Source organism: Clostridium sp. (genome assembly GCF_047777555.1).
GTDB lineage: Bacteria > Bacillota > Clostridia > Clostridiales > Clostridiaceae > Clostridium_H.
Genome location: NZ_JBKEEV010000001.1, coordinates 15066 through 27075, shown reverse-complemented (window position 1 = coordinate 27075; position 12010 = coordinate 15066). Strand labels below are relative to the sequence as shown.

Annotated in this window: 13 protein-coding genes, 2 pseudogenes and 1 other annotated feature (1 of these 16 running past the window's edge); of the genes and pseudogenes, 10 read left to right on the top strand and 5 right to left on the bottom strand. The window is 30.3% G+C overall.

Annotation, left to right across the window (positions count from 1 at the left end; translation table 11 throughout):
* Nucleotide 1 (top strand) — a binding site (T-box leader) (it extends 214 nt beyond the left edge of the window).
* A 22-nt stretch (nt 2-23) separates the two neighbouring features.
* The 3 genes from ACFWTK_RS00150 (at nt 24) to ACFWTK_RS00140 (ending at nt 2507) form a co-directional block, all read left to right on the top strand.
* Complete coding sequence (locus tag ACFWTK_RS00150) at nt 24-164, top strand: hypothetical protein (protein ID WP_165815348.1); 141 nt, start codon at nt 24-26, stop codon at nt 162-164.
* A gap of 152 nt (nt 165-316) precedes the next feature.
* Entirely contained in the window at nt 317-2008 is a 1692-nt protein-coding gene (argS, locus tag ACFWTK_RS00145) for an arginine--tRNA ligase (protein WP_061857256.1), read from the top strand.
* Nucleotides 2009-2120: 112 nt separating this feature from the next.
* Complete coding sequence (locus ACFWTK_RS00140) at nt 2121-2507, top strand: CBS domain-containing protein (protein ID WP_061857255.1); 387 nt, start codon at nt 2121-2123, stop codon at nt 2505-2507.
* Nucleotides 2508-2515: 8 nt separating this feature from the next.
* Here ACFWTK_RS00140 and ACFWTK_RS00135 read toward each other — a convergent pair whose 3' ends face one another.
* The 5 genes and pseudogenes from ACFWTK_RS00135 to ACFWTK_RS00115 all read right to left on the bottom strand — a co-directional run bounded on the left by ACFWTK_RS00135 (nt 2516) and on the right by ACFWTK_RS00115 (nt 6516).
* The gene (locus tag ACFWTK_RS00135) at nt 2516-2665 is read right to left on the bottom strand and encodes a FeoB-associated Cys-rich membrane protein (protein WP_106024784.1); all 150 of its coding nucleotides are present in this window, start codon (nt 2663-2665) and stop codon (nt 2516-2518) included.
* A 35-nt stretch (nt 2666-2700) separates the two neighbouring features.
* Nucleotides 2701-3024, bottom strand: a complete 324-nt coding sequence (locus tag ACFWTK_RS00130; protein WP_415874663.1) for a transposase — start codon at nt 3022-3024, stop codon at nt 2701-2703.
* 631 nt (nt 3025-3655) lie between these two features.
* Nucleotides 3656-3985 carry a hypothetical protein gene (locus ACFWTK_RS00125; protein WP_415874168.1) on the bottom strand — a complete coding sequence of 110 codons (330 nt, stop codon included), beginning with the start codon at nt 3983-3985 and terminating at the stop codon, nt 3656-3658.
* 525 nt (nt 3986-4510) lie between these two features.
* Nucleotides 4511-6290, bottom strand: a pseudogene (feoB, locus tag ACFWTK_RS00120) (ferrous iron transport protein B).
* Between the two features lies 1 nt (nt 6291).
* Nucleotides 6292-6516, bottom strand: coding sequence for a FeoA family protein (locus tag ACFWTK_RS00115; RefSeq protein ID WP_061857253.1), 225 nt, complete (start codon nt 6514-6516; stop codon nt 6292-6294).
* Between the two features lie 273 nt (nt 6517-6789).
* Here ACFWTK_RS00115 and ACFWTK_RS00110 point away from each other — a divergent pair.
* The 7 genes and pseudogenes from ACFWTK_RS00110 (at nt 6790) to ACFWTK_RS00080 (ending at nt 12009) form a co-directional block, all read left to right on the top strand.
* Nucleotides 6790-7456, top strand: a pseudogene (locus tag ACFWTK_RS00110) (ribonuclease H-like domain-containing protein).
* A gap of 422 nt (nt 7457-7878) precedes the next feature.
* Complete coding sequence (locus ACFWTK_RS00105) at nt 7879-8199, top strand: hypothetical protein (protein WP_415874167.1); 321 nt, start codon at nt 7879-7881, stop codon at nt 8197-8199.
* 106 nt (nt 8200-8305) lie between these two features.
* On the top strand, nt 8306-8500 hold the full coding sequence (locus ACFWTK_RS00100; protein ID WP_415874661.1) for an ATPase, T2SS/T4P/T4SS family: 195 nt from the start codon (nt 8306-8308) through the stop codon (nt 8498-8500).
* A gap of 77 nt (nt 8501-8577) precedes the next feature.
* Complete coding sequence (locus tag ACFWTK_RS00095; protein WP_415874166.1) at nt 8578-8916, top strand: hypothetical protein; 339 nt, start codon at nt 8578-8580, stop codon at nt 8914-8916.
* A gap of 57 nt (nt 8917-8973) precedes the next feature.
* A complete protein-coding gene (locus ACFWTK_RS00090) occupies nt 8974-9723 on the top strand; it encodes a prepilin peptidase (RefSeq protein ID WP_061857248.1) in 750 nt (249 codons plus the stop codon).
* A 161-nt stretch (nt 9724-9884) separates the two neighbouring features.
* A complete protein-coding gene (locus ACFWTK_RS00085) occupies nt 9885-10589 on the top strand; it encodes a FadR/GntR family transcriptional regulator (RefSeq protein ID WP_415874165.1) in 705 nt (234 codons plus the stop codon).
* 631 nt (nt 10590-11220) lie between these two features.
* Complete coding sequence (locus ACFWTK_RS00080; RefSeq protein ID WP_415874164.1) at nt 11221-12009, top strand: electron transfer flavoprotein subunit beta/FixA family protein; 789 nt, start codon at nt 11221-11223, stop codon at nt 12007-12009.
* Nucleotide 12010: the final 1 nt, after the last annotated feature.

Sequence of the window (12010 nt, the reverse complement as noted above, 5' to 3'; positions counted from 1 at the left end):
TTTTATAATAGAGGCGGGCTTTTTTGCACAACATAACATCAGCTATAGGATTGGTATTTAGGAAAGTTTTACTTGGCAAAGAAGCTGAAAGGCAGTGGATAAGTAGAGGCACCTACGGTGCGAGTTTAGAAGTGGGGGCGCTAAAGCGCAGTAGAGAAGTTTAGAAGAGCAGAAAAGGCTTAAAGTATTTAAGAGGGATATTTATAGAAAGCCTTTAGAATCAATATAAAAAGACTTTGCTGTGCTTCGTCGACTAAAAAGAAGTAAATTTAAAAAATAAAAAAAATTATACATAAATAAGTGGGAGGAAGAAACATTGAATTACAAGAGAATAGTTGCAGAGAGAATAAAAGAAAATGTTGATTTAGAATTAGATACTATAGAGGGACTTATTGAAGTACCTCCAAAGCCTGAAATGGGTGATTATGCTTTTCCGTGTTTTCAGTTAGCAAAGACTTTCAGAAAGGCTCCGAATATGATAGCCGCAGAATTAAGCGAAAAGATAAACAAGGAAGGTTTTGAAAAGGTTGAAGCCTTAGGACCATATCTAAACTTCTTTATGGATAAGGGGGTTTTTGCAGAAGCTATTCTGAACAGAATATTAGAAGAAAAAGATAAGTATGGTTCTTCAGATTATGGAAAAGGAAAAAATGTAACAATAGATTATTCTTCACCTAATATAGCTAAGCCATTTCATGTAGGACATTTATTTAGTACAGCTATAGGAAATGCTTTGTATAGAATGCTAAACTTTGAAGGATATCATTCTATTGGAATAAATCATCTTGGAGATTGGGGAACTCAATTTGGAAAGTTAATATCAGCTTATAAAAGATGGGTAGACGAAGAAGCCTTAGAAAAAGAACCTATAAAAGAGCTTTTAAGAATTTATGTTAAGTTTCATGAAGAAGCGGAGAAGGATCCATCTCTTGAAGATGAAGGAAGAATGTACTTTAAAAAGTTAGAAGATGGGTGTCAGGAAGAAGTAGCTCTTTGGGAAAAGTTTAAGACACAAAGTTTAAAAGAATTTGAAAAGGTATATGAAACTCTTGGAGTTAAATTTGATTCCTATGCAGGAGAGAGCTTCTACAATGATAAAATGGATGCTGTAGTAAAGGAATTAGAAGAAAAAAATCTTCTTGTGGAGAGCAACGGAGCTAAGGTTGTAATGCTTGAAGAAGAAAATATGCCTCCATGTATTATTTTAAAGGCGGATGGAGCTACAATATATGCCACTCGTGATTTAGCTGCTGCAATATACAGAAAAAAAACCTATGACTTCTACAAAAATATATATGTAGTTGGTTCACCTCAAGCATTACACTTTAAACAAGTATTCAAAACTCTAGAAAAAATGGGATATGAATGGGCTAAAGATTGTGAGCACGTAGGTTTTGGTCTTGTGAAGTTTGCAGATAGAAAGTTATCAACAAGAAAGGGAGAAGTCATTTTCCTTGAGGACTTGCTAAACGAAGCTGTATCTAAAACTCTAGAAATTATAAATGAAAAGAATCCAGACCTTGAAAATAAGGAAGAGGTTGCTAAAAAAGTTGGAATAGGTGCTGTTATATTCACTTATCTAAAAAATAGAAGAGAAAAGGATATAGTATTTAGTTGGGATGAAATGCTTAACTTTGAAGGAGAAACTGGTCCATATGTTCAATATACTTATGCAAGAGGAAAGAGCATATTGAGACGTGCAGGAGAGATTGAGGGAGATATTAATTATGCAGCTTTAAACTCCACAGAAGAGTTCGAGCTTGTAAAAGAACTTTCGCGATTACAAGAAGCAGTATTAGGTGCTATAGCTAAGTTAGAACCTTCAATGCTTACAAGATATATAATTGACGTTGCTAAAGCGTTTAATAAATTTTATAACGCTCATAACATTATGGCTACAGAAGATAAAGCTGTTAAGAATGCAAGACTAAAAATGGTAGAAGCAACCTGTCAAGTAATTAAAAATGGACTTAAACTCATTGGAATTGAGGTAGTGGAGAAGATGTAGTAGTTCATTTTAGAAGTTTACTCTCCTTATAGAAAAGTTTTAAAATATTATTCATGTAAATATTTTATAGATAAATATAAGATGATATAATTATTGTAAGGGGGTGCTTCATATGAAAATAAGAGATATAATGCATTACGAAGTTGTAATGCTAAATCCTGAGGATACAGTAAAAAAAGCTTTGGATTTAATGAATGAAAAGAAAATAAACGGTGCACCAGTTGTAGATAAATATAGAAAGTTACAAGGAATTGTGGTTAAGGCAGATATATATAGATTTTTGATTGAAGAAGGTCACTATGATACTTATCCTATTTCTAATATAATGACAAAGAGTGTTGTAACTGCTGACATTGATGAGGATATAGTAGATGCAGCTCAAAAGATTATAGAAAATAATATTGAAGCAATACCAATTTTAGAAGATAAAAAAGTTGTAGGATTGTTATCTATGGAAAATATAATTGAACATTTTATAGAACTAAATAAAAGAAGGTAGATATTTTGTTATCTACCTTCTTTATCTTTATACACTGGACAGTGAGAAGAACAGCTGCCGCAGTTACATCCTTCACCAGAGGCTTTCTTTTTTACATTTTTAACGAGAATATAAATTGCAAAACCTGCAATGGCTGCTGTTATTATTATTTCTAACATGTAATCACTCCCTCTATAATCTTTAAGGCTATTCTTTAATATATAACCTTTATTTTGTTATTGATTCCTTCCAAAATACCATTTGTATAGTCGTATTTAAAGGAATTTTTTATGTATTCTATATATTTCTTTAAGCTATTAACAGATGTTTTCATATAATCAGAAATAAGGTTATTTACATTAGATAAAGTTTGCTTTAACAGTTCAAAGTTTTTATGCTTCATACAATGTTTGATATCATGGTATAACTCATACGTTGCTTTAAGCTCAGGATCTAGATCAATTAAATAATTTATGATATCAATCTCTCTCATTGTTTTTTTAAAAGATCTATGATATTTGTAAGTTGTATAGTTAATTGATGAAGTGTCCTTAAGAAGAAGTTTCCAGTATTTTTTAAGTACTTCATAGTTTTTCTGGATCTTTATTCAGTAATCCTTATTCTGGTCCCTATTAACAGCTCGACTAAAGAAGCTGAACTATATGGAGCTTGCATCTATAATAATTCAGCTTTAGAGAATTATTGGTGCGTGTTGTATAGTATTGATGCAGTGCCTTTTCTGAATTTTTAGCAACCATAGCATATATAAGGACTATACATATCAATGCTCTACAGTTTTTACTGAATCTCTAGCCGCTTTAGCGTATTTAGTTGTTTGTCCTTTGTGTTTAAAGTATATTTGTTAAGAGTTAAACCAGCAAGTCTTCTATTTGGCGTGGATGTGCATCAACCAATATCACAATTTGTCCAGTAAAAATCAAAGTATACAAGACCATAGCCCCATTAGCAACATTTAACGGATTTAAATTCGGTCAAAACATTTAGGATAGCTTAGGAAGATTAACCATTAAATCCTCTAGGTTTATACATGCAAATAAAAGTATCTGTCTAAAAGAATTTAAGCTCGTATTTAGCCAGTTGAATGCCTTCAGTTAGACATATATGATATTTTAGCAATATCTACAAGCATATTGAGCACGTCTTTAGCACTAAGAGCAATTTGAAATTCTAGTATTATTAGAAATAAAGCAATATTTATCTAACAACATTAGTTTGTAAGAATAAAAGATGGTGTAGATTACAATGTTTGCAAAAGTAACGTTGTTTTCCCTTCCCAAGATCAAAATACAGCATTCAAACTCCAGGGAAACACTATCAAGCCAGCTTGATATTCTAGAGCTTTTACAGTTGTTACCATATTTTATTAGCATATCTCTAAGGTTCATCAAATACTGGCCACATATTCCTGGCAGGCATATTAGGTCTGCATAAGTTACCATCTTAGCAAGTTGTGCTATAACCTTTGATCCTTCGGACATTTTTTGTTGGAGAGTAATCTTCAAGCAGATAAGAAATTATCACATGCATAGGATTTACAATAGCTATTTTATCCTTTTAAATCTTAGTAAATTTAGTAAGCAAAATCATTAATGAGACAATTTGACAGGTTTTAGCATGCTCGCACATATACTTATTGAACCAAGTTTGTAAAGTTGTCAATCAAACCTTTTTTTGCTGAAATAAAATGGTGCTGGTTTTTAATTACTCAACACCTCTAAAATCCTGTGCTCTTGCTACATGCGCTCTTTTGCAATATCAAAGAAGGTAGATTAAAGTTTGTTCATCTATTTCATTATTCTTTATACACTGGACAGTGAGAAGAACAGCTGCCGCAGTTACATCCTTCACCATGATAGCTTTCTTTTTTACATTTTTAACGAGAATATAAATTGCAAAACCTGCCCCGTATTCTATCAGGAGGTGCTTTTTTTATCCACTCTTAAATTATTTCATTACAGGAATGCTCCTTAATATACCAAAACCATAATTTTTAAAACTATGGATTATCCTATAATCAACAAACCTAAATTATAAACTATAAATGCAGCTATCCAAGCCAATATAAATTGATATACTATAGAGAAGAACATCATCTTATTTCCGTATTCCTTTTTCATTGTAGCTACAGTTGTTATACAAGGAGTATATAAAAGTACAAAGACTAAGAAAGCGTAAGCTGATACAACATTAAAGTGTTGAAGCAGTATAGTTTGAAGATCATTTCCGAAAATAACTCCCATAGTACTTACAACAACTTCTTTAGCCATAAATCCAGTTAGAAGTGACATTGAAGTTTCCCAAGAACCAAAGCCAAGTGGCTTGAATATTGGAGCTATTCCTTTACCAATTGATGCAAATAAGCTTTCGTTAATATCTACCATTCCAGTAAAGTTAAAGTTAGATAAGAACCAAACTACAACTGAAATTGATAAAATAATAGTTCCTGCTTTCTTTAAAAAGCCTTTACCTTTATCCCAGGTGTGTATAGCAAGACTTTTCCACTCAGGAAGTTTATATTCAGGAAGCTCAATTATAAAAGGCTCCTCATCTTTTTTAAATATTGTGTTTTTAAATAAAAGACCTATTAAAAATGCAATAGCTACACCTAGAGCATAAAGAGAAAATACTACTGGTGTTTCTTTTTCCAGGGAAAAAGATAGATGCAAATAAAGCGTAAACTGGAAGCCTTGCATTGCATGACATAAGCGGTACAAGCAGTGCAGCAAGTTTTCTATCTTTTTCACTTTCAAGAGTTCTAGCTGACATTATAGCAGGTACAGAACAACCAAATCCAACTACCATTGGTATGAAGGCTTTACCTGAAAGGCCCATTTTTCTCATAAGTTTATCCATTAAAAAGGCAGCTCGTGCCATATATCCACTGTCTTCAAGAAAGGATATTCCAAGGAATAGTGCTAAAATTATAGGAAGAAAAACTATAATAGAGCCAACCCCTCCAACTATTCCATCAACAATAAGAGATCTAAACCAAGGACTGCTATTTGTGAGCAAAGCATCTAGTTTTGGCATTAGATAATCATTTAATCCTAGATCTAAAAGATCAGCTAAAGGCTGTCCTACCCAACTGAAGGTAAATTTAAATATTAAATACATAATTCCTAAAAATATTGGATAAGCAGCGAATTTATTTAAAAGTATATTATCTATCTTATCTTTAGTACTTATCTCATTCCTTGAAGAATGAGTTATACATTTACTTAATAATTTTTCAATATATGAATAAACTTCTTTTTCATTTTTAAAATTTTGATATTTAAAATCATTATCAATAGATAACTCTGAAACATCTATGTTTAAAAGCAAATCTTTAACTTTATCTAGGCCTTTACCCTTTGAAGCTGAAACAGGAATAAGTTTAACTCCAAGCTCCTTTGAAAGTTTATTAAAAATCTATATTTATACCTTTAGCTTCAGCTATGTCAATCATATTAAGAATCATTATAATTGGTTTATTAAACTGTTTTAACTGAGTAGTAAGATATAGATTTCTATCTAAATTAGAAGCATCTACTATGTTTACTATTAAATCTGCTTCATCACTTAATAAAAAGTTCTTTGCTACCTTTTCTTCATTAGAATAGGTATCCATAGCATAAATTCCTGGAAGATCAACTATTTTTTACAGATTTATTTAAAAAACCTTCTTTCTTCTCTACAGTAACTCCAGCCCAGTTTCCAACATACTGATTGGATCCTGTTAAAGCATTAAACAAAGTGGGTTTTACCTACGTTTGGGTTTCCCACTAATGCTATTGTCCTCATTTTAGACCTCCTTTATCTTAATGTTAGCAGCATCCTTTTTTCTTATTGCTAGGTCAAAGCCTCTAACATTTATGATAATAGGATCCCCCAAAGGTGCCTTATTTTTTAAAGTTACTTTAGTTCCCTCAATACATCCTAAGGCTAACAGACGTTTTGAAAGCTTTTCATCTCCGATTATATTTTTAATAAAACCATCTTGTCCTGGTCTTAAATCAACTATGCTCATTTTGTCTCCCCTTATGTAATTCTGAAAATCATTCTCAATTAAAATATAGCACCAATGATAAAAAAAGTCAATATCTAAGAAAATAAAGTGGAACTTTTTTCTTATAAAGTAATATGCAAATTATTACGCAGTTTATTTGCTGCAGCTGTTACTAAAATAAAGTAAGTTATGAGGAGTTCACAAACCATGAAAATTGTGAGATAATAAAAAGACAAAGCTGAGTAAATAATATAAAATATAATAAGATTTGTTTGACTAGAAAGAAGTGGTAAATTGATTAAAAGGGAAAATACTATAAAGGTAGAAGAATATTCACAGGAAAATAACTTAGATGTTGATGGAAAGGCAGATATATATAAGGATGCCATATTTTTTGATTTAGAACATTATCTATATAAAAGCCAATATGTATAGGAGTTTTTGGATGCTGTTATTATGACGAAAAGAGTAATGAACTTAAGGTTACTCAGTACATGATTGAAAATAAAAATGATGCTTTGAAAATATTAAATCTTTCTGTAGACTATTTTAAAGATATGCATGATAAATATAATAAAAGATATATAGTTACCTTTTCTGGTAATAATGATTTTACAGTTATTGAATACCTATACAAGAAAAACAATATAGATTTTAATCTAGATGATTACTTTATAAAGGTAGATCTCCAAAGAGAGTACGAAAAATTGATGGGATCCAATATAGGACTTAAAATTTAGAAAAGGTATTTGATATACATAGAGAAAGTGAACTTATAAGCGGTTCTAATTTATCAAAAACATTCTGCAAGGTTATGAAGGATTTTGATTATATGAATAGAATGCCTGAAGAAAAGAGGCAAAGAATATTATTATATAATGAGCAGGATGTAGTGAGTCTTTTTAGGATATATGTAGATTGGAAAAAGTTTTTGAAAAAGGAAATTAAAATTGAAGAATAGATAAATATAAATAAGTATAAGTATAAGCGGTTACTCATAAAGAGTGCTGCTTTTTTTATATTCATGAACTATAAAACTATAATGGTAAAATTTAATTAAAAAACAAATTAAATTGCTAAAAATATAAAATTAAATCAAATATATATAAAAAATTTTTATATTAATTGGAAATTTTAAGGAAATTATTGTATAATTAGTGTATAATTTCATAGATAAAAATATTTTTAACTTGATGTCAATGAAACTAGGAGTAATCAATATGAACATAGTTAATAAAAAAAGATTAGGAGATTTATTAGTTGAAGGAGGAAAATAACTAAAGAACAGCTTAAAGCAGAGTTGGAAAGACAAAGAATCACTGAATTAAGCTTGGTGAACTATTAATTAAAGACAAGCTAGTAAGCAAAGAGGACATATTAGAGGTGCTAGAATTTCAGCTGGGAATACAGAGAGTGCATTTAGATATGATACAGCTGGATAAAAGTGTTGTGAGAGCTATACCTGAATCTTTGGCTTTAAAATATAACTTAATAGCTATTGGATTTGAAGGAAATAAAATTAAAGTTGCTATGTCAGATCCTTTAAATGTGTTTGCTATAGATGATGTTTACATAGCTACAGGAAAGAGAGTTATACCTTATATAGCTTCTAAAACAAATATTGAAAAAGCTATAGATAAATATTATTCCAGTGAATATGTTGAAAAAGCAGCAGAGGAATTGACAAAATCCAGCGTAAAATAAGAAGTGAAAGTGGAAGTAGAAGAGATGGATGATGTAAAAAATGCGCCAGTTGTAAAGCTTATAGACTCTGTGATAAAAAAATGCGGTTAAGGCTAAAGCCAGTGATATACATATAGAGCCTTTTGAAAATTATGTAAAGATAAGATATAGAATAGATGGGATGCTTCAGGAGGTTTTAAGGGCGCCAAAGGAAACATCAGCATCATTGACTTCTCGTATAAAAATTATGGCAAGCTTTGATATAGCAGAAAAAAGGCTTCCACAGAATGGAAGAATAATTACTAAAATAAATGAAAATTAACCTTAAAGAATAAGGTTGATAGTCTTGAAATAGGAGGGGCTACCAATATTGGAGATGGCATCAGAACAGCAAAAGCTATGCTGGATAAGCGTACTTCAGTAAAAGAAAAGTATATAATTCTTATGACAGATGGAGTGCCTACTGCTTATAGCAGAGATAAAAATGGTAAAAAAAGATACTATGAATATTTAGATGATTATTTTGGAACAACAATTAATAGCAGTATAAATCATGATGCTGCAAGCTCTATCTTATATACTTATAATGGGGACACATATATAATCTATAATGGGGTTCAAAATACCACCGATGCAGAGGCTTTGAGTTATGCTAAAAATGTAGTAGACAACATGATAAAGGATGATGATAGTGTTAAACAATTTATAAAAGTTGTTCCACTTCCAAAATTGGATTAAATTACTAAGGAGCTTGCTAACTTAAGCTCCTTTTAAATAAAATTTTCGAGGTGAAAAATGGACAGAATAGTTATTTTTATTTCCGGGCTTATCCTAGGTAGTTTTTTAAATGTTTGTATATATCGAATACCGCATGGAAAATCTATCTCTTATCCGCCTTCACATTGTACAAACTGTAAAATCAGAATAAAGCCCTATGACTTAATCCCAATTATAAGTTATGTATTATTAAAAGGAAGATGCAGATACTGTAATAATAAGATTTCTATAAGATATCCTTTAATAGAGCTGTTTACTGGAATTATATTTGTTGGGGTATATATAAAGTATGGTTTAAGTATAAAATTTATAAAATTTGCTGTATTATTTTGTTTTTTAATTGTTATAGGAATTATAGATTATGATACTACAGATGTATATGATAACACTATAATATGGGGAGGAGTATTTGGGTTTATATTTTTAGCAATAAATATTTATTTAAAACTCCCTGTAAAGACTTATTTACTAGGAGCACTGGTTGGAGGAGTTTTTATATCTATAATAATTCTTTTATCAGGAGGCATGGGATGGGGTGACGCTGAAATATGCACTCTTTGCGGATTGTATCTAGGCATTAAACTTACTATTTTAACCTTATTTTTATCCTTAATAATAGGAGGAACTTTAGGTGGAATACTTATACTGTTAAAAAAGAAAAGTCGTAAAGACTATATACCTTTTGGGCCATTTATAGTAAGCGCAGCAATGATCGCAATGTTTTTAGGAGAAAGAATATTAAAATGGTATTTTAATATTTTATTTTAGGTTAGGTACATTAGCTAATTTTTGTATTATAATATAAGATTAGCTGAATTAATGAAATATATGTTGACTAATTAGTATAAATAATTATATAATAGCAATGTTTGCATAATTAATGTTTGCATAATTTTTAATACACAAAAAATGGAGATGAGAAAAAGAATATGTTTACTCCTATAAAAAATACAAAGGTATATGAACAGGTTATGATTCAAATAAAGACAATGATAAAGGATGGAACTCTTAAAAGAGGAGATAAGCTTCCATCGGAAAGAGAATTAGTAGAGCAGTTAGGTGTTAGCAGAGCATCTATAAGAGAAGCTTTAAGGGCTTTAGAAATGATTGGTTTAGTAGAGTGTAAGCAAGGAGAAGGAAATTTCATAACAAATACTTTTCATGATACTTTATTCGAGCCTCTTTCTATAATGTTTATGTTAAATGAATGCAAAGTACATGAGATATTTGATCTTAGGAAAATAATAGAAGTAGAAACTGCAGCACTTGCAGCAAAGCAAGTAACTGAAGAGGAATTGAAAGAGATGGAAGAGTTATTACAAGCCATGAGAGCTTGTGATGATGAGGATGAAAGGGTAAAAATTGATGTAAAATTTCATTATAAAATAGCTCAGGCTTCTAGAAATTTTTTAATAGTAAGCATATTAAATGCTGTTGCTAGTCTTATGGATTCTTTTATAAAGGATGCAAGAAAAAATATTATAAATAATCAGCATAAAGATGTTATAGATGAACAACATGAGAGTATATTACAGGCTCTAAAAAATGGAGATCCAGAAGAAGCTACAGAAGCTATGAGAAAACATATGGAGCTAATAAATGAAAACTTAATTAAACAGCTTAGATGGAAATAGGATGAGTTAGAGAAAGGACAAGTTATAATTTAGTAAGTCACAATGTTAATTTAGAGTTTTTGCTTAAGCAAAAGCTCTTTTTTTTAATTTAGAAGTAGGAACTGATGTTACTAAATTTTTAATATTTTTATTAGTTGAACATACTAACTAATATAGTTTTTCTAACTTGATTTTATAGTATTGTTAAAAAAATAACTATATTTTCAAAAATGTGATTGAAAAAGCAAAAAAATGAAAAAAAATTTTTTGAGAAAACATGACGTAAGGTGTAGAATTATGACAACGATTTCAAAAAAAACTTTGAATGGATTTGTTAATAAAATAACTATTGTAGAAATAATCTGATAATTATGATACTATAAAATCAAAGGAAAGATGGTCATACCAATTCGGAAGACTTAGTTTAGTGGGGGGAAAATAATTATGCATGCTTCGTTTTTATAGAACTTGTTCCTATGAAAGCACAGCACAGCAGTTATACCAGTACATATGACATACTTTAGCTCATCCTTATTTATATTATAAAGTTTGAAAATAATAAGCAGAATTAATTTTCTGTTTATTAAAAATATACTGGTAAGACGACTTACCATAATTACTTTACTTATAAAATAGAATGGGGGATTAAGACATGGAAATATTGGTTTGTATCAAACAAGTTCCAGGAACAACAAAGGTTGAAGTTGATCCAGTTACAGGAGTTTTAAAAAGAGATGGTATAGATTCTAAGATGAATCCATATGATCTTTATGCTTTAGAAAGCGCATTTAGAATTAGAGAAGAAAAGGGTGGAAAAGTTAATGTAATAAGTATGGGACCACCTCAAGCAATGGATATTATAAAAGAGGCATTTATGATGGGGGCAGATGAGGGAACATTACTTTCAGATAGAAAATTTGGTGGCGCAGATGTACTAGCTACAGCTTATACATTATCACAAGGGGTAAAAATGACAGGAAATCCTGACCTTATCATCTGTGGAAAACAAACAACAGATGGAGACACAGCACAAGTTGGACCAGAGATAGCAGAATATTTAGGAATTCCACATGTAGCTAATGTAAGAAAAATTATAGAAGTTAAGGATGATTCAATAACTGTTGAAATGGATATGGCGGAAACAGTAGAAATTCAGGAAATTAAATATCCTTGTCTTATAACAGTTGAAAAGGATATATATACTCCAAGACTTCCATCCTATAAGAAAAAATTAGAGACTAAAGACAAAGAAATAAAGGTATTTAGCTTAGCTGACTTAGAAGATAAGAACGAAAATAATTATGGATTAAATGGTTCAGCAACTCAAGTTGAAAGAATATTTCCACCAGAATCAAATACTGATAAGGAAATGTGGGAAGGGAACGGAGAAGAACTTACTGAGAGACTTTTTGCTAAACTGAAAGAACTTAAATTTGCATAAT

What these genes read in the sequence shown, in the direction of transcription:
- ACFWTK_RS00140 (WP_061857255.1), top strand. Translation starts at nt 2,121, where the DNA reads ATGAAAATAAGAGATATAATGCATTACGAAGTTGTAATGCTAAATCCT.
- ACFWTK_RS00080 (WP_415874164.1), top strand. Translation starts at nt 11,221, where the DNA reads ATGGAAATATTGGTTTGTATCAAACAAGTTCCAGGAACAACAAAGGTT.
- ACFWTK_RS00115 (WP_061857253.1), bottom strand. Translation starts at nt 6,516, where the DNA reads ATGAGCATAGTTGATTTAAGACCAGGACAAGATGGTTTTATTAAAAAT.
- ACFWTK_RS00085 (WP_415874165.1), top strand. Translation starts at nt 9,885, where the DNA reads ATGTTTACTCCTATAAAAAATACAAAGGTATATGAACAGGTTATGATT.
- ACFWTK_RS00095 (WP_415874166.1), top strand. Translation starts at nt 8,578, where the DNA reads ATGCTGGATAAGCGTACTTCAGTAAAAGAAAAGTATATAATTCTTATG.
- ACFWTK_RS00135 (WP_106024784.1), bottom strand. Translation starts at nt 2,665, where the DNA reads ATGTTAGAAATAATAATAACAGCAGCCATTGCAGGTTTTGCAATTTAT.
- ACFWTK_RS00090 (WP_061857248.1), top strand. Translation starts at nt 8,974, where the DNA reads ATGGACAGAATAGTTATTTTTATTTCCGGGCTTATCCTAGGTAGTTTT.
- ACFWTK_RS00125 (WP_415874168.1), bottom strand. Translation starts at nt 3,985, where the DNA reads ATGTCCGAAGGATCAAAGGTTATAGCACAACTTGCTAAGATGGTAACT.